Source organism: Pseudoalteromonas sp. SK18 (assembly GCF_001974855.1).
Classification (GTDB): domain Bacteria; phylum Pseudomonadota; class Gammaproteobacteria; order Enterobacterales; family Alteromonadaceae; genus Pseudoalteromonas.
In genome coordinates this window covers 1-17,685 of sequence record NZ_MTQB01000005.1, presented here as the reverse complement: position 1 = coordinate 17,685, position 17,685 = coordinate 1, and the positions used below count along the sequence as shown (strand labels likewise).

At 39.1% G+C, this 17,685-nt stretch carries 18 protein-coding genes; 8 read left to right on the top strand and 10 right to left on the bottom strand.

The genetic code is table 11. The annotated features are described in order from the left end of the window. Positions 1-69 precede the first annotated feature (69 nt). The 3 genes from BW139_RS05360 (at position 70) to BW139_RS05350 (ending at position 2,815) form a co-directional block, all read left to right on the top strand. Positions 70-1,227 (top strand): N(5)-(carboxyethyl)ornithine synthase, encoded by a 1,158-nt coding sequence (locus BW139_RS05360; protein ID WP_010391222.1) that lies wholly within the window; start codon positions 70-72, stop codon positions 1,225-1,227. 192 nt (positions 1,228-1,419) lie between these two features. Further along, complete coding sequence (locus tag BW139_RS05355; protein WP_076918922.1) at positions 1,420-1,848, top strand: OsmC family protein; 429 nt, start codon at positions 1,420-1,422, stop codon at positions 1,846-1,848. Between the two features lie 205 nt (positions 1,849-2,053). After that, positions 2,054-2,815 carry an EAL domain-containing protein gene (locus BW139_RS05350; RefSeq protein ID WP_010391220.1) on the top strand — a complete coding sequence of 254 codons (762 nt, stop codon included), beginning with the start codon at positions 2,054-2,056 and terminating at the stop codon, positions 2,813-2,815. Between the two features lie 71 nt (positions 2,816-2,886). Here the strand turns inward: BW139_RS05350 and BW139_RS05345 are convergent, their stop codons facing one another. Further along, complete coding sequence (locus BW139_RS05345) at positions 2,887-4,374, bottom strand: dipeptidase (RefSeq protein ID WP_076919035.1); 1,488 nt, start codon at positions 4,372-4,374, stop codon at positions 2,887-2,889. A 162-nt stretch (positions 4,375-4,536) separates the two neighbouring features. Here BW139_RS05345 and BW139_RS05340 point away from each other — a divergent pair, with 162 nt between their 5' ends. Further along, positions 4,537-4,719: a DUF2986 domain-containing protein gene (locus BW139_RS05340; RefSeq protein ID WP_054202087.1), complete on the top strand. Its 183-nt coding sequence runs from the start codon at positions 4,537-4,539 to the stop codon at positions 4,717-4,719. A gap of 3 nt (positions 4,720-4,722) precedes the next feature. On the opposite strand, the gene BW139_RS05335 is transcribed toward BW139_RS05340, so the two are convergent. Then, positions 4,723-5,703, bottom strand: a complete 981-nt coding sequence (locus BW139_RS05335; RefSeq protein WP_076918921.1) for a TDT family transporter — start codon at positions 5,701-5,703, stop codon at positions 4,723-4,725. A gap of 108 nt (positions 5,704-5,811) precedes the next feature. On the opposite strand from BW139_RS05335, the gene BW139_RS05330 reads away from it, so the two are divergent. Both BW139_RS05330 and BW139_RS05325 read left to right on the top strand, forming a co-directional pair. Next, on the top strand, positions 5,812-6,690 hold the full coding sequence (locus tag BW139_RS05330; protein WP_076918920.1) for a LysR family transcriptional regulator: 879 nt from the start codon (positions 5,812-5,814) through the stop codon (positions 6,688-6,690). A gap of 219 nt (positions 6,691-6,909) precedes the next feature. Next, positions 6,910-7,494, top strand: a complete 585-nt coding sequence (locus BW139_RS05325) for a hypothetical protein (protein WP_076918919.1) — start codon at positions 6,910-6,912, stop codon at positions 7,492-7,494. Between the two features lie 136 nt (positions 7,495-7,630). On the opposite strand, the gene BW139_RS05320 is transcribed toward BW139_RS05325, so the two are convergent. The 3 genes from BW139_RS05320 to BW139_RS05310 form a co-directional block, all read right to left on the bottom strand. Beyond that, entirely contained in the window at positions 7,631-9,757 is a 2,127-nt protein-coding gene (locus tag BW139_RS05320) for a TonB-dependent siderophore receptor (protein ID WP_076918918.1), read from the bottom strand. Between the two features lie 88 nt (positions 9,758-9,845). Next, entirely contained in the window at positions 9,846-10,043 is a 198-nt protein-coding gene (locus tag BW139_RS05315; protein ID WP_008108814.1) for a helix-turn-helix transcriptional regulator, read from the bottom strand. Further along, positions 10,040-10,462: a hypothetical protein gene (locus tag BW139_RS05310; protein WP_076918917.1), complete on the bottom strand. Its 423-nt coding sequence runs from the start codon at positions 10,460-10,462 to the stop codon at positions 10,040-10,042. The genes BW139_RS05315 and BW139_RS05310 overlap by 4 nt, the downstream gene beginning before the upstream one ends. Before the next feature lie 341 nt (positions 10,463-10,803). Between BW139_RS05310 and BW139_RS05305 the strand changes: the two genes are divergently transcribed. After that, entirely contained in the window at positions 10,804-12,012 is a 1,209-nt protein-coding gene (locus BW139_RS05305; RefSeq protein ID WP_076918916.1) for an MFS transporter, read from the top strand. 54 nt (positions 12,013-12,066) lie between these two features. On the opposite strand, the gene BW139_RS05300 is transcribed toward BW139_RS05305, so the two are convergent. Next, positions 12,067-13,113 carry an NAD(P)-dependent alcohol dehydrogenase gene (locus BW139_RS05300; RefSeq protein WP_008108622.1) on the bottom strand — a complete coding sequence of 349 codons (1,047 nt, stop codon included), beginning with the start codon at positions 13,111-13,113 and terminating at the stop codon, positions 12,067-12,069. A 117-nt stretch (positions 13,114-13,230) separates the two neighbouring features. After that, entirely contained in the window at positions 13,231-13,944 is a 714-nt protein-coding gene (locus BW139_RS05295; protein ID WP_076918915.1) for a DUF1499 domain-containing protein, read from the bottom strand. A gap of 191 nt (positions 13,945-14,135) precedes the next feature. On the opposite strand from BW139_RS05295, the gene BW139_RS05290 reads away from it, so the two are divergent. Next, the gene (locus BW139_RS05290; protein ID WP_008108632.1) at positions 14,136-14,357 is read left to right on the top strand and encodes a hypothetical protein; all 222 of its coding nucleotides are present in this window, start codon (positions 14,136-14,138) and stop codon (positions 14,355-14,357) included. Here the strand turns inward: BW139_RS05290 and BW139_RS05285 are convergent. From BW139_RS05285 to BW139_RS05275, 3 genes are read right to left on the bottom strand one after another with little or no spacing between them, the layout of a single operon-like run. Beyond that, positions 14,354-15,919 carry a diguanylate cyclase gene (locus BW139_RS05285; RefSeq protein WP_238529416.1) on the bottom strand — a complete coding sequence of 522 codons (1,566 nt, stop codon included), beginning with the start codon at positions 15,917-15,919 and terminating at the stop codon, positions 14,354-14,356. The two genes, BW139_RS05290 and BW139_RS05285, sit on opposite strands and share 4 nt — an antisense overlap. A gap of 56 nt (positions 15,920-15,975) precedes the next feature. Continuing rightward, positions 15,976-16,935, bottom strand: coding sequence for a sensor histidine kinase (locus BW139_RS05280; protein ID WP_076918914.1), 960 nt, complete (start codon positions 16,933-16,935; stop codon positions 15,976-15,978). Then, positions 16,928-17,479, bottom strand: a complete 552-nt coding sequence (locus BW139_RS05275) for a heme NO-binding domain-containing protein (protein WP_008108637.1) — start codon at positions 17,477-17,479, stop codon at positions 16,928-16,930. The genes BW139_RS05280 and BW139_RS05275 overlap by 8 nt, the downstream gene beginning before the upstream one ends. Between the last annotated feature and the right edge of the window lie 206 nt (positions 17,480-17,685).

The window sequence follows — 17,685 nt, the reverse complement described above, 5'->3', positions numbered from 1 at the left end:
CCTCTTTGTTTGTTAGCGATGTAGCATTATTCGTTTATAAACTCAGCATACTTTAATCAAGGATATAGCATGAGTGAATTAACTATTGGCGTAATTGGAACATCACGTAAAACAGATGAAAGACGCTACCCTATTCATCCTGCGCATTTAATGCGTATACCTGAAAAACTCAGAAAAAATATGATTTTTGAGCAAGGTTATGGCGCGGCATTTAATATGAGCGACGAAGAAATTGCAGCACTGACAGGCGGCATTGCCACCCGCAGTGATATTTTAACCCAATTAGGCACCGTCATTATTGCCAAACCAGTGCTTGCTGATTTACAAGAACTTAAAGAAGGCGGCACAATTTGGGGCTATGTACATTGCGTACAACAACAAGCAATTACCCAAGCTGCCCTTGATAGAAAGCTTACTCTTATTGCCTTTGAAGACATGTTTGTATGGTCACCACAGGGAAATGTTGGCCGTCATACTTTTTATAAAAACAATGAAATGGCTGGTTATTGTGCGGTGTTACATGCTCTGCAACTAAAAGGCATTGATGGCCATTACGGTAATCAACGTAAAACCATTATTTTTAGTTTTGGCGCTGTTAGCCGAGGCGCTATTTATGCATTAAAAGCTCATGGTTTTAGAGATATTACAATTTGTATACAGCGCCCCGATCATGAAGTGCGTGAAGAAGTACTTGATTGTCATTATGTTAAAGTACGCCCAGGCATTGAAGGCGAAGCTCGCATGATGGTGGTTGAGCACGATGGGTCGCAGCGCCCGCTTACTGAGCTTATTAGCGAAGCTGACATTATTGTTAATGGCACCTACCAAGAAACCGCAAACCCCGTCAATTTTGTGATTGAATCTGAAGCCAATTGCTTAAAACCCAATAGCCTTATAATAGATGTAAGTTGTGATGAAGGAATGGGATTCTTTTTTGCAAAGCCAACAACATTTAAACACCCGATGTTTAGCTATAAAACCACGGATTATTACGCGGTTGATCATACCCCTAGCTACTTATGGGAAAGTGCAACGCGCTCTATTTCTGCCGCGCTCATTGTATACTTGCCAACTGTTTTAGCCGGTCCAGAGCAATGGCAAAAAGACGAAACCATTCGCCGCGCTATCAATATTGAACACGGAATAATTAAAAACAACGCTATTTTAGCGTTTCAAAACCGTGAAAGTACGCCTCCTTATCACCTGCAAATAGCTGACATAACCTAAATTCGGGATAATAAATAATCCCAAACGTAACGTGAGTTTTGTTTATTAAATTATTTGGCTTCTATTTTGCAACTATCTATGTAAATAACGCTTTTTAGCTGTTTTACCGTGTAGTGTTTACAACGTATTGCAAACACTACACGGTATGACTAATTAACCTAAAAAGCCTACACCCTCAACAAGGAGAACATAATGACGATTAAAAAATCTGCACGTTCAACATGGTCTGGTGATATTAAAAAAGGGAAAGGTTATATCTCAACGCAAAGTGGCGCATTAGATAACCAGCCGTATGGGTTTAATACCCGCTTTGAAGATAAGCCAGGATCAAACCCTGAGGAATTAGTGGGTGCAGCACATAGTGCCTGTTTTGGTATGGCTTTATCGCTGGCACTTGGTGAAGCGGGCTTTACCGCTGAGAACATAAACACCGAAGCAGTGGTTAGTTTAGACGAAGTGGATGATGGCTTTGCGGTGAGTGAAATTGAATTGGTAGTTAATGCAAAAATTACTGATATTTCCAATGAGCAATTTCAAGCCCTGTGTGAAGACACCAAAAAAGGCTGCCCCATTTCAAAATTACTCAATACCAGCATAAAGCTAACGGCAACACTTAACTAATTTTGTAAACCAATTATACTTTTTGCGTAGCAGTAAGATTATGTTTTAGCATAACCTTACTGCTAATTTTTCATGAATTAAATAAAAACTTTATTATGAGTTATATTAATGTTCGCTAATATAATTATGTAAAATCTCAATACTTTGTTAGGATTACAAGAAACTTAACCACCTTTAAGTGTGGGTTAAATTCAAAGGTGGATGCATGAACGAGAAATCACAAAGTTGCGAAAAAGTATCTTGTAGCAACTGCGCTGATTCTAGCGAACTAGATTTTGACTTTACTATGGCATTTCAGCCTATTATAAATTGCCAGAGCAACACTATTTATGGCTATGAAGCACTGGTTCGTGGTTTAAATAATGAGTCGGCTTATTCTATTATTTCCCAAGTAAACGACGACAACCGCTATACCTTTGACCAACTATGTAGAATTAAAGCCATTGCACTTGCCTCTAAGCTAGGCATAAACACCATGCTAAGCATTAACTTTTTACCCAACGCTATTTATAAGCCTGAGCGCTGTATTCGCACTACCCTAGAAGCGGCTAAAAAGTACAATTTCCCTACAACTAATATTATGTTTGAATTTACAGAAGTCGAAAAAATAGAAGACAGCGCACATGTAAAACGTGTTGTAAGCTATTACCAAGAGTTAGGCTTTAAAACAGCCACCGATGACTTTGGTTCAGGCTATTCTGGATTAAACTTATTAGCCGATTTTCAAACTGATATTATCAAGCTTGATATGGCGCTGATCAGAGATATCGACAAAGATAAAAATCGCCAAGCAATCGTCACCCACTGTTTAAACATGTTTAGCGCGCTAAATGTTACAGCCCTGGCTGAAGGCATTGAAACAGTTGAAGAGTATCATTGGTTAAAAAGTGTCGGCATTGAATTAATGCAAGGTTACTTATTTGCAAAACCTGGGTTTGAATGCTTGCCTGAAATAAACTTTCAATAGCACACCGTTGCTATAAAAAAACCGCCGTTACGGCGGTTTTTTCGTATTTGATATAGGTTATATATCCAAAATTACATATTTCCCAGCTCTATCATCATAGCGGTGTACATACGTAAATTAAGTGCTAATTGCTCAAGGGTAATAAATTCATGCTCTGAGTGCCCCGTATAACGTTTACCCGGCATTGATGGGCCAAACGACACAGCATTATCAAATAACTTGGCATTTGTACCGCCCCCTATTGAAACAAAATCAGCGTCTTGATAGCCAGTAAAGTGTTTAAAAATATCAAGTAACTTCTGCGCATGGGGCGCGTCATCAAGTAACATGGGTGTACCAATGGTGGTTTTAACATTGGCTAATGTTACTTTATTATCAGCTTGCCATTGAGTAAGCGCACTATTAATTTGCTGTTTTAGTAAGTCAGCCTCTTTACCCATAGGACGACGAGCATTAACCGCTAACGTTAGGTTATTACCGTCTCGTTCAATAACTGTGGGCGCTACCGTCATTGGCCCCATAAAGTCATGTTTATACGCAATATCACCAAACTGTTTACCGTGAATATCTAGGCCAATTAGCTGGTTTACAAACTTAATGAGCTGCCCATCGCTGTTGTTTTCAAGCTCAACGGCTTTAAATAGTTCAGCCAAATAAGCAATGGCGTTAACACCTGACTCTGGCTCAGATGAGTGAGCCGACATGCCTTTAACACTAATTAAAGTTCCATCTGTTTGATCATCAAAGGTAAATTCTACTTGCTTAAGAACCTTGGCTGTTTGTTTTAATTGAGCCACCAATTCAGGACTCGCATTATGCAAAGTTAAGCTGGCATCTTCAGGGATTTGGCTAGCAAAGGCACCACCCGTTACATTGCTGACATACACACCTGTTTGTGGTGATGTTGCATCAAATGTTGGCGCAATTAAGCTCCAGCCTTTTTCAGCAACCACTACAGGGTATGAGGCATCAATGGTTATCGCATACTTTGGTTGCTCATAGGTTTTCATAAACTCAGTTAACGGCCCCCAATCAGACTCCTCCGCTAGGTAAACCATCAGCTCAATGCGATTATCAAGGGTTATGCCTTTATCTTTTATGGCTTTCATCGCATATAAAGCGGTGGCTATAGCGCCTTTATCGTCTTCGGTACCTCGGCCAACTAATTTACCCGGCTCTGAGGTATCAATAATAAATGGGCTTTGTTTCCATTTGCTGGCGTTTGCAGGTTGTACATCACCGTGAGTCACTATGGTTACTTTTTCTTTTTGCTCACCCATGCCTATGAGTACGGTATAGCCTAAATCTTGGTAGTCAAAGCCAAGTTCAGCGGCTTTCATTTTTAATAACGCTTTAAAGCCTATAAAGTCGGGGTTTTGTGGTGCGCTGATCTCACTTTTATTAACCGTAGGAAACGATACTAAATTAGTAAGCGTATGCACCTGTGCATTTTGATAGTTATTAACTGCGTAATCGGCCACGCTTTCACTGTGTTTATTTAATTGTGCATGAGCGCTAAATGCACATAAGGCAATACTTGCTAAAGCGAGCTTGTTCAAAACAGATTCCATTTAATTAACAACAAAGAACACTAATTATAACCTCCTTGTAAAGTGACAAACAGCGCTTTGCGGCAGACCCACAAGCAAAGCTTATAATTTATCTAACAGCTTTGAACAAGATGCCTGTATAATGCGCAGCTCAAAATTACGGGGTTAATCATGAATCGCAGAAAAAAGATCATTACAAAATTTAATAACAAAGATAAGCGTGCTAATGCCAAGCTGCATAAAAGCAACAAACCGGCTTATGTTTCAAAAGCAGAGCGCGCAAAGCTTGCTGAGCAAGATGCCGAACAAGCAATTGAGCACGCGGCCAACGAAGTAGTGCAAACAAGCGTTTAATTGTTATTGCGATAGGGTGAGAGGCTTAAATTGAGTGTTAAAAAGCTTAAAGTGAGCCAAATAACGAACCGCCACATAGCAAACTACCCCACTTGCCACAATCAGTTCAAACGTTGCTAAATACTGTATTTGTTTAACAAACTGCAAATCAATACCCTCTGCATGCATCCATGCGGCAAGTTTAAATAACGCGGTAGCACCAATGACCATAGGAAAAGTAAACGCAGCGTAACCTGGGCAAAATGGACGGCGCAGTAATTTAAAAAATGCGACGTAAATTATAAAGGTCATCAGTACCGCAATTCCAAATAACAAGCCAATAATAACCGGTGACGGCTCGCTGATAACTGTAAAGTAACCAGCTAACGATAAACTTGCTGGCGCCGCTAAAATAGCCAGTGTAGGTTGTGCAGCATCAGGAATGTGCGCAGCAAAAATGATCCGGTAAATCATCATAGGCAACATAACTGCATACATCAGCATGCCAAAATAAAGCGCCCCTTGTGCTAAAAATAGCAGAGCCGGATTCCCTGAAAAGGCGACATCGGCAACAATGATCCCAACCGGCGGTACAAACCAGCTTGGCACCATATGCTCAATTTTAAATTCAATCACGCGATGAGCAATAAAGCTGATTAAAAACACCACATGCAATAAAAATGCACCAACCCAAAGCATATCTCCCGCAAGGGAGTAAAACTGCCCTAAAGAATTAGACACCACTAAAGTAGCCATAGCAAAAGTAGGCACCACACTTCCCACAACCGGATGGGCTAAATCGGCTTTAAGCAGCTGAGGATGTAATAAAAACTTAAGTGTTAACAATAGCAATAATACGCTCGCAATAGCGGCACCGGCATATTGTGCTACGCCATTTAGGTTAAACATACTCTCCCAAGCCCAACCTAGGCTGGCAATACCTAATGCCAAACCGCCCATTGGTGTTGGTGCGCCTGATACTTTTGTTTTTATATGTTTAAACATCTCTATTCCACCCTGTGGTTGTAACTTACAGAGAAGTTTACGCTTGCATTTTGTTAAGTTAAATCTAATTATATAGAACACAGGTTCAGGTAAACTAAACATAGCATAATGAATATTTCACTTAAGCAACTTAAAGTATTTGTCGGCATAACCCAGCACAGCACCCTTACAGCAGCGTCTGAATCATTGTTTCTATCTAAAGCGGCGGTGAGTATGGCGCTTAGCGAACTTGAAAAGCAGTTAGGCCATCCATTATTTGATCGTGTAAATAATCGGTTATTATTAAATCAAGAAGGGCAAAAACTACTGCCCCTTGCTGATGAACTATTAAATCGGGCAAATACTATCGACACCTTGTTTTTAGACAACGCTCCTGCCAGCGGAATCTTAAAAATTGGTGCCAGCGATACGATTGGTAATCATGTATTACCTGCTTTGTTAAGCAACTTTAGAGCGCAGCAACAGCATTACTCGCAACAAATACTGATTTCCAATTCGACGCTTATTTGTCAAAAACTTATAGATTACGAGCTCGATATAGCACTTATTGAGGGCCAAGCCCATCAAAGCGATTTAGTCTCTAATGTGTTTAGCCATGACGCCATGTGTATAATTGCGCCAATAAACCACCCATTGGCTGCAAAAAAGCAACTTAGCTTTAACGACTTTAATCGTAGCCAATGGGTATTAAGAGAAACTGGTTCAGGCTCGCGTTCTTTCTTTTTACATAGCCTTGCGCCACAAATTAAAAATTGGACGCAAAGCGTAGAACTCAATACCACTGAAGCGCTTATAAACTGTGTAGCTAATGGCTTAGGGTTAGGATGTTTATCATCACTTGCCGCGCAATATGCCCTAAAAGATGGACGTATTACACAGCTTAATTTAAACCACCCCATGCAAAGGCAGTTTTGGTTAGTGATGCATAAAGACAAGTACAAAAACCCGCTGTTAAAGCAGTTTATAGAATTTTGTCACAAGCAGTAATGTATGTATTTAAAGTAAATAAGTAACGATTTAATAGGCTTGTTGTTTTAATTAGTTAAATTCGCTTTAATGGAAAAGTAATTCAGAGGACAGCTTAAAGCTACAAACAAGTACTAATTTACGTCAGCAAGGTAGTTAACTGAAATGCTACTGGTACGTAAAAATTACAGCCAAAATCACATTACAATGATTGTAATGCAAACATAGGTTATCAAGACGATGAAAAAAATGGTTTTAGTCCTAACTTTACTCATGACAGGCTGTAATGAGAATAATTCTGAAACAAAATGGCAAGGTAGATGTTTTCCTAATAAGTACCTTTCAGAAGCAAGTTTTATTAACTCAAATAAGGGTGACAACGCACTTGATAAGGAATTATCAAAGGCTCCTATTTTGTTCTTTCCAGCTAATTATGTTGTTCAACATATAAAGAAGTTTCAGCCCGTTGACTATCAAAATGATGAAAGCCCATTGAATAACTTTATATCGGTTAACCTGCTGCCTCATCGAAAGCTAGAGCGTAATGTTAATGCTAGTTTTTTTAATACATTCTCTGATGCTAAAGATCTGTATATTCCTGTTGAACATGAAAAATATAGTTTCACTTTATATACTAAATCGGAAAATACTTTTTTGTATTGGGGTAGCTGCGAATATAGCGCGGTAGATAATTATAGCTGCTTTAGAGATATAGAGTTCGAAAATATGAACATTAGCTATTTAGTTAATCAAGATAATATTTCAATCCATAAAAAGATTGATGACTTTATTATTGAGCATTTAAATAATTGGCAATGTGAATAATAGTTTAAATATCATACAAACCAGCTTCAAACAGCTTGATTATTCAATATACGCTCTTAGAAAAATGGCAATAAACCGTCAGACTCGATTAACCTAAAATCGAATCTGACGGCTTATACTAACTTACTCTATCATCTTAAAACGCGTAACTCATGGCTAAATTTATAGAGCGCCCCTGCCCTGCTAATTGATTAAAGCCCTGCGACATATCTTGTTTAAACTCAGCAATACTTACGCCACCAAGTGGTAATTCATAATATTCATCAAGCAGATTGGTAATATCAACACTCACGGTAAGTGCATCCCAACTGGCTTTTGAGCTTAAATTAAGTAAATGGTACTGCTCAGTTTGGTTTTCTAGGCGGTTGCTATCTACGCGAGTTTTACTATCGACCCACTGCCACCTGAGTGCGTTTTCAAAGCGGCCAACTTGCTGGTTAATGGCAAATTGGGTTTGCAGCGGCTTAATTTGATAAAGCGGCTGATTAGTATCGTCGCGCTTACCACGGGTGTTGGTAATATTAGCTTTTAACGACCAGCTACCATACTGCTTAGACTCATGCAGTGCTAAAACCGCATCTAGCTTTACACCATAAAGCCTGGCATCTATGTTATTAAACATAAGTACATTACGGGTATTGGCAGCAAGCGCTGTGCGGTTAAAGCTTCTTACTATGTTGGCACCAATATAGTCATTCACGTCGCTCACCCAAGCGTTAGCACTTATACGCCAGCTGTCATCTTTTGCCATGCGGGTGTACGTGCTGCTAAGCGTGTGTGCGGTTTCTGGTTTAAGGTTTATATTACCAATATAGCCGTTGCCATCGCCGTACCATCCAATCATGGTGGTGGCCATATTACCTACGCCCCAGCTATAGCGTTCGTATAAATTAGGCGCACGATTTTTACGGGCTAAGCCAATTTGTAGTTCGTCGTTATTGCTTAGTTGATAATTAATCAGCACGTTTGCATCAACTAAATTATCTGTTTGTTTTTTGTTTTGGTTATTAAACTTTTTAGCCGCCATTGAATCACTTGGCATCGCCATAGCCATTGCATTCATTGCAGCCATGCCTGCATTATATGCTTGTACATCATCAGTGTTGGTCATTACATTTTCAAATCGAATGCCTGCATTTAACCACCAGCGAGTATTTAGTTGGCTTTCATATTCTCCAAGCAAAGCAATACGCTGACGTCGGCCATTATTAATATTTTTATAGTCATTTGGTCCCATCATCATTGAGCCCTCAACTGCAGGCCACCAGTCATCTAATTTCATGTGGTGATACTCTTGCGCGAGTAGTAACTGGCTGTTGTTATCAAGCGCTAGTCGCCATTTTAACTGGGTACTTATATCTTCGGCGTCGGTTTTCATGGGCATTTTTCCGGGTTTTTCTGCGCTAAAAAATCCCATTTCATGCTTTACGTTATGCCAATTTAACTGCGCTTCAAGCTCACTGTTTGTAAAAGCGCGCTTATACTGAGCAACAGCGCCATAGCTGGTGTTATCTGTCATATCCATATATTGATTAGCAAAGCCTTGATAGGGTATTTTTTGATGGCTTAGCTTAACCACTAATTGTTGCTTATCATCGCGCATGGCAGCACTTAAACTATGGTTTTGCGCGCGGTATAGGGTATCGAGCACTAAATCGCCGTTACCATCTTCATAACTGTTAGCATCGCTATAAGCACCTTGATAATTAAAACTGAGTATATCGTTAGCAATGCGCATACCTGCGCCGACCTTTTTGCCGTTATCTAGCGTATTGTACTGGGCTGACACATAACCTGAATGCCATGCAAGTTGCTTGCTTTCACTGTACTGAGGTGAAATAGAATTAACAGCAATCACACCTGCAATATTATCGCCTCCCGCGCTTACTGGAGAAACACCTGCAACCACTTTGTAGCTACTAATTTGATTAGCTGAAATATAAGACAGTGGCGGGTTCATTTGGTTAGCACAGGCGGCGGTGATTTGCGCCCCATCAACCAGTACCGCTACTCTATCGCCCATTAAACCATTTAAAACAGGTAAATTGGCCATGCCACCAGCGGCAGAAAAGTCCACTCCTAAATCGGTTAATAGCGATTCAGATGAGCCTAATGATAGGTGTTTATTTTGTGCTTGGCCGTGCACTTCAATCACTTCAATTGAGGTGTCATCTGCAAAAGCAACTGGCGATAATACGCTACTTATAACAAGCGCTAAAGGGGATAATAAATAAGAGGTTAAAGAATTTTTTTTATCAGTCATTATTGATTTACCACAAAATTTTTGTGGGTAAATTATACGTGCTGTAGCAATCTAAAAAGCGCGACATATTGTCGCACTTTGTTAATTTTTAACCCTGTTCGTCGTCAAAAATATCTTCTATTTTTAACTCAAACAACCTTGCTGCCTTAAAGGCCAGTGGCAAGCTGGGATCAAACTTACCTTTTTCAATCGCATTAATAGTTTGGCGAGAAACATCTAGCAGCTCGGCCAACCTTGCTTGGGTGTAGTTATGCTCGGCTCTTAATACCTTTAATCGGTTTTTCATTCATCACCTGCACAATAGTGTTTGTTAAGTACATACACGCTAATTAAATACACTGCTCCCATTAAAAACATTAAATCGGGTATCTGTGCTTTAAAATCAATTAAGCCACTCAATTGCAAATTAGTGTACGCAAGCCCACCTACCAATATTGCACCTAGGGTAAACCCCATGGCACTGAGATGTATTTTTTGCATCAGCTCGTCCATACCTTGTAAATAACGCTTATTAGCCAAAATCATTACAATACCGGCTACCACATTTACAACTATAAAAAAGCCGCTAATTATCTCTGCGCGATCCCAAATTAATGTCGGGCCAAAGCTACATAACGCTAAGGTGAGTAACCAAATCAAGGTACATTTAACCAAGTAGCTAGTATTTTTAATTTGGCGTTGTTTTAAATTTAATTCTGTTTTCATTGCTTTAATCCTATTTAAAAAGTAATGCTTACTTTACAAATATCATTCATACCATACAAAAAGTCAAGCTAGCATTACATTTTAATCTAATATATCTTGCTTTTAATGAGCGAGTGGCTTGCAAGGCCATATAAACCAGCCTTTCGTTTGCTTAAGTTAAATTTTATTCATCTTAAACTATGGTTTAGACCATGACGGGAGGAGGCTTTTAATTTAAAATGCCAGTCTCTTTATTCCTCATTCCCATATTCAATTTTAAATAAATGTGTGTGTTGTATTTTTTAAACTTACAGGCGTTTTGTTTGTTATTAAATTTTATTCAATACCTTCAAGGATTTTACATGGCCGTTGATACTACATCGCCGTCGAGTCAGCCCAATAGAGCCGCTATTTTAGTTGTACTTGCGCTAGGCACCTTTATTTTGGGTTTATCTGAATTTTCTATGATGCCTATGTTGCCATTAATTAGTGAAGCATTTGCTAGTACCCCATCACAAAGTGGTTATGCTATTAGTGCTTATGCTCTTGGAGTGGTTGTTGGCGCGCCTATTTTAATGTTGGCAACAGCAAACATGCGTAAACAAAAAGCGCTGTTACTATTTTTAAGTTTAATGTGTATTGCTAATAGCTTAAGCGCCTTAGCTAGCTCATTAGAGCAACTTGTACTGTTTCGGTTTTTAAGTGGTTTACCCCATGGCGCATATTTTGGCGCAGCCTTATTATTGGCCTCAGATATTGCGCCTGTTGGAAAGCGTGCTAGCTTTATGTCAAAAGTATTTATGGGGCTGACAGTCGCAACCATTGTAGGCGTACCCGTAGTAACGCTCGTTGGGCAAAATTTGAGTTGGCGCTATTGTTTAGCCGGGGCAGGTGTACTGGCGTTTATTGCCTTTATTTTTGTTTATTACGTGGTACCCAATGTTAAAAATACTCAAAAATCTAATTTACTAAACGAGTTAGGGGTATTAAAAAATAAACTGGTTTGGTCTATTTTGGGTATTGTTATTATTGGTTTTGGTGGCGTATTTTGTATTTATACCTACGTGGCCGACACTATTTTAGATGTAACCCAATCACCCGCCTATACTATTTCAATTGCGATGGTGATGTTTGGTATTGGCTCCACACTCGGTAATTACATACTAGGAAAAGCAGCCGATAAATCGGCAATTAAAACCACGGGACTAACCCTTGCCTCAACTATTATTTTTGCATTTGCGTATGTGAGTGCCAGCTATAATATTTACTTACTTTATCTGGTGATCTTTTTTATTGGTTGTAGCTTAGGGCTTTCTACTTTAGTGCAAACACTGTTAATGGATGTATCGCCCAATGGCCATGCCATGATTGGTGCTCTCGTGCAATGTGCTTTTAACATTGCTAACGCGATTGGCCCTTGGGTGGGTGGCATTGCTATTGCGCAAGGTGCACAACCGAATCAGACCGGCTATGTTGCCGGAGCACTATTTTTAGGCGGGTTATTTATGTGGTGGCTAAGCTTTATACAAATAAACAATAATAACGCGAAACAAACGGCTGCAGCGTATTAAGTATAAAAAAGAGCCGCGTATAGCGGCTCTTGTTATATTCATTACTTTAATTAATTACACGTCAATCGACGCCATATCAATAACAAAACGGTAACGCACATCTGAGCGTTCCATGCGCTCATAGGCGGTGTTAATTTCATCTATATTGATCATTTCACATTCAGGTAATACATTGTGCTCACCACAAAAATCGAGCATTTGCTGTGTTTCTGCAATACCACCAATCAAGGATCCTGCCACACGACGACGACCCATTAACAATGGCACTGTGTTTAGCTCATCTACAGGGCCTACTTGGCCAACAATCACTAACGTGCCATCAATATCAAGTAGCGGTGTATACAGTGATAGGTCATGCTTTACTGGTATAGTATCAATGATCACATCAAACGCTGATTGTGCATTTTTCATTTCATCATCGTTGTTCGACACTAAATAGTGCTGTGCACCTAGCTCAATAGCATCCTCTTTTTTAGATTCAGTACGGCCAATAACAGTAACCGTTGCACCCATTGCCACGGCATTTTTAACCGCCATATGGCCAAGCCCACCAAGGCCGACAACTGCAACGCGGCTGCCTTTTTTAACACCCCATTTGTGCAGCGGAGAGTAAGTAGTAATGCCAGCGCACAATAAAGGCGCCACTCGCGATAGCTCTAGATTTTTAGGTACTGAAAGCACAAACTCTTCACGAACTACAACATGCTTAGAGTAGCCACCTTGTGTCATTTCACCGTTTATTCTGTCTTTGCCACTGTAAGTGCCAACCATGCCTTCACGACAAAATTGCTCTTCGTGATTATGACATTGGTCGCAGCTTTGACATGAGTCAACCATACAGCCTACAGCAACGGTATCGCCTTGCTGATATTTAGTAACATCGCTACCAACCGAAATTACTTTACCAACAATTTCGTGCCCTGGTACTAATGGGTATTTACTGCCACCCCAATCGTTTCGCACTGCGTGTAAGTCTGAATGACAGACACCACAATATAAAATCTCTATTGCTACATCGTTATTTCGTAAATCGCGGCGCTCAAAAGAAAACTCTGTAAGTTCAGAACCTTGGCTTTTTGCTGCATATCCGACTGTTTTCATAATAACTCCATAGTTTATTAAAATTTATAACTCACACAGTATGCATTATCAGCTCTGAACATGAACTGACCTAGCAACTGCAAAAAACCCAGCATAATGCTGGGCTATTTTTATTAATTACTGCACCACAACGGCGTTTAACTCGTCAATCAGAGCTTTAATACGCTGGGCATTTTTGCCTAAATCACTTTTACCAATGCGAGATTTACTGCGTATGTCTACCACACGCTTACTGCCTTTGTCGTTAATACGCACTACAACATCATCTTTAAAGCCAAACCAGGTTGTGGTGTCTGTGGCTTCAACAATACCATTATTAACATCACTATTAACCAGTTCCCAACCAAGGTTTTCCATGGCTTTTGTTGTGGCTGCCACTAACTCTAGTTGCGTTTGGTTGTACTCGAGCGGTTTTAGCTCTGGGTATGCTTTTCGTTGTTGCGCTGCAGTTTCTTCACCCGCGTAAGCAACAGGGTTGGGTGCATCAGCACGCAAAGGCACAACCGCAACAAACTTAGGTGGGTTAATTAAATCGGTAGAAATATCATGAATTGGCGGAACACTTTTTGCGGTATTCATCATGTTAAGCGGCATTGCAATAGCAACAGCTGCAAAAATAACCGTGATCACTGCACTGGCTAGGCTTACTGTTTTACGCATGAATAGCACTTGAACTAATAATAAGGCTAATGCTGCCCCACCAACATACACGCCTAATCTAAAACCAGCAAAGGCAGTGCCTAGTTCAACAATATTAAATTTATAAAGGGGTCCTGGTAGCACCACCATTAAAAAAGCGATAAGCCCAACTAAGGTCACTAAATGTTTCATTGCCTACTCCGTTATTGTTATATGGTTATTGTTTTTTAAACAGCTTTATACTGTTAACACTCCAATTTAGATTACTATGACCGATAAGTATCTATAAAGTCATAATTTATTGCTCTTTTAAAGTAGATAACTTGACTCCTTGGTAAAAATCAACAAACTACGGGGGTAAAATTATCAGGGTATTATTATTTATGAAAACAGAGATTAGTTACCGATTTGAGTCATCACAAGTGGCTAACCGCTTTTTACACGAATTAAAAGATTGGCCAGTCAATGACGTAAAAACACGCCTTTTCAATGGCGGCGACAGCGTTAAAGTAAGCTACGAATATGATGAAAGCGGATTTGATTATACCGTTGCCGAACTTGATGATTTAGCTGAGCAACACGGCGGACAAGAGGTATCGAGTTAAATCGACTTAAACCTAATCTGGTTACGTCCCTCTTTTTTTGCTTGATACAATAACTCATCTGCTGTTTTAATCACCGATTTAGGTTGTATATTTTGCTCAATTATACTGTTTGCATTGATACTCACGCAGCCAATACTAATAGTTAGCTGATTTTGTATATCAGAGCCAATATGATCAATATGTAAATCAATAATGGCGTTTAACAACAAGTTTGATACCTCAACACCTTGTTCATCACTGAGTCGATTAAATAAAAGAATAAACTCTTCGCCACCGTAACGAGCTGCCACCCCCTGATAAAGCAACGCTGTTTTATTTAAAACATTAGCCACTTTTTGCAGTGCGGCATCACCCGCTTGATGGCCATACACATCATTAAATTGTTTAAAGAAATCCACATCAACCAGTAATATCGTTAAAGTACTACGCTCATTTTTTGCTTCGCTCCACTGCTGATCAAATATTTCATCAAATGCACGACGATTAAATAAATGAGTGAGCCCATCTATCTTACTAATTCTCTCAAGCTCTTTATTTTTTTCACTTATTTGCATAAACAAAGCGTTAAAACCTTTAATCAGAACTTGCAGCTCTAAAAACTGATTACTCATTCTTAATGGGCTTAACGTGTTACGAAGTAGCATTTTATTTAATGCCTCAGCTCCGCTTATTAAAGGACGAATAAAATAACGATTAATAATAAATAAGCCCAGCAACGAAATAAGCAAAAACATTAATAGTGTTAACAACAAATCACGGTCTAATAAAGTAGGTAGTTGTTGATGATAATGTTTAATATCTATCAGCATAAGTGGCTCATTATTAATGTCGAGTAACACTCTTCGCCTTTGAGTAGCAATTTTACCGCCTTGTAAGCTACCCGTTAATTTTTTTAGGTGCGTATCAAACTGTCCATCGGCTGGAATAGAGTGGGTAAGGTCAACCTGTGACACACTGGCAATTTTTTGTATAAACGATGGGCGTACTTTTCTTATAAAAACCATAGCGCCAATTTGTTCACCCGTGTTATTGGTTTTTCTGATCATATGAGATGCAAACATCACTGGTCCATATTGCGTTTTTAAAAAACCAGAATGTTGTAAGCTGTTATTTTGTGGGGTGATATAGTTGAGAGGTAAAATTGATTTATTTTTTTTGTGTGTTTGTAAGTTAAATTCAGGGGCATCAAAATCATTAACTTGTACATAATTATGTGTTCTAGAGTAAACCAAATTAAAGTTCATATCATAAATAAATACGCCATCAATTTTCAACGATTTAAAGGTATCATCAACAAAGTTTGAGCTAATGTAACGAGAGCCTAGCGTTTGTAAAAACTCATAACTATCGTCCCACACAGCGTAATCATAATTTAGCGTTTTTAAAAATACAAACTCACGGTCTAAGGCAATTTTTACGCTTAGTAACTCTCTGTTTTGGTAATCTTCAATACTTTGCTCAATGTTAGGTAAACTAAAAAAGTAGCGATAACCAACTAGTAAACCAGTGACCATGGTCATTAAAATTAATATGCTTGTTATTACAAAGTATCTAAGTGACATAAGCTCTGCATTTTAGTATTTTAGGTACAGCTGCATGTAAGCTTTAAGTTTAAAGCTTACATGCACTTTGTTGAAATAGGTATTACACAACGTATTAAAGACCCCTTACCCACTTCACTTTCAACCTCTATAGTGCCGTTGTGCTCTTTAAGTATGTTGTAAACTATAGCCATTCCCATACCAGTGCCTTGGCCTACGGGTTTAGTAGTAAAGAAAGGATCGAATATTTGTTTAAGTATGTCGCCATCCATCCCACAGCCGTTATCTGCCACCTCAATATAAATATTATTTTTATTAGCAAACAGCTTAATGGTGATTTTTCCCTGCTGATCGAACTGGCTATCACAGGCGTGTTTCGCATTAATTAATAAGTTTACAAATACTTGTTTCATCGATGATAAATTACACTGTGTTAAAGGTATTTTTTCTATATGTAACTCTATAGCACACGTTCCCAACTGGTTTTCAAGTAACTTTAGCGTGCCATTTAATGATTCTGTAATATCTGCATTTGTTGTTACATTATCTTTTAGGCTGGCAAAGTCGACAAGGTTGCTAACAATATAAGCGATACGCTCTAAGCCCTCTTGAGTATCATCAACTAAGTCATCTATATCGTCCACAATAAAGCTTAAATCGTTCTCTTGATTGAGCTGAACTAAAATAGACTCTAACTGCGATACTGAAATCGATTTGTCTACAAATTGTTGAGCTGCCGTCATTAACGTAACCAACATGGGCTTTATAAATTTTATACTTGCTACATTACTGGTTATATAAGCAAGCGGGTTATTTATTTCGTGGGCCATCCCAGCAGAGAGTGTGCCTAGCGTGGCCATTTTTTCACTTTGCATTAAAGTTATTTGTTGGTTTTTGACCGTTTCGAGCTTTTCTTTCAGCTCTTGATTAGCAATAAATAATGCCCGTGTTTTGTCTTCTAGTAGGGTTTCTAATTGATCTCTGGCTGATTTTTCGCGCAAATACGCTTTTTTATAATTGTAGTCGTCTTCAGCCATGGTGAGTCCCATAGTTTACTTCAATTAAGCACGAATCAAACCCATCATGCATGCACTGAGCATGGTTAAGTTTAACATCGACTCCATAATGAGACGCAGCACCAAAAATAAGCCCTTCAGCGCACATACAAAGCTGTCGCTTAGAGTTGTAGCGCATTAAAATAAACCCGTCTTCAATAATTTGGGCGTCAATTTCAGGTAAATTTGGCTCATGATAAAGCTTAGCTACTTCAACATGAATTACTTTATCAATGCCAATAATAAGATCAGCAAAACAATTAAAGTTAGCAACAATACTAGGATGACGCCCCTTCAAATGAGAGAACAAATACTCTCCAAAGGCCTTTAATACCTCTGACATAGACATAGAAAGTGCAGTTGCTACATCTTGTGCTAAAGCAACTATCTCTTCATCCGGGTAACTTTCTGCAGAAATATAAACACGACCTTGCGGTGCATTTTTTTCAAGTAAGTCGTCCCATGCTGCCATGCCACATTTTTCGATAACTAGTGCCTCAAGCCCTCTAAAGATAACGCCTTTCATGCATGTTCCTTCTTTCATCATTTTTAGATTGTTAGCTGCATCTTCACTTAGTTACAAACGCTCGCTGCCTTACTACTCAGTAAGCGTCTAGCGAACCACACCTAGCATCGATGTTCTGATTATCTAAAAATACCTGCTCAATGATAAATTCGGAGCAGGTGATGAAAACTTACAGAACAAGCGCACAGTGGCAGCAGCTTTTGCTG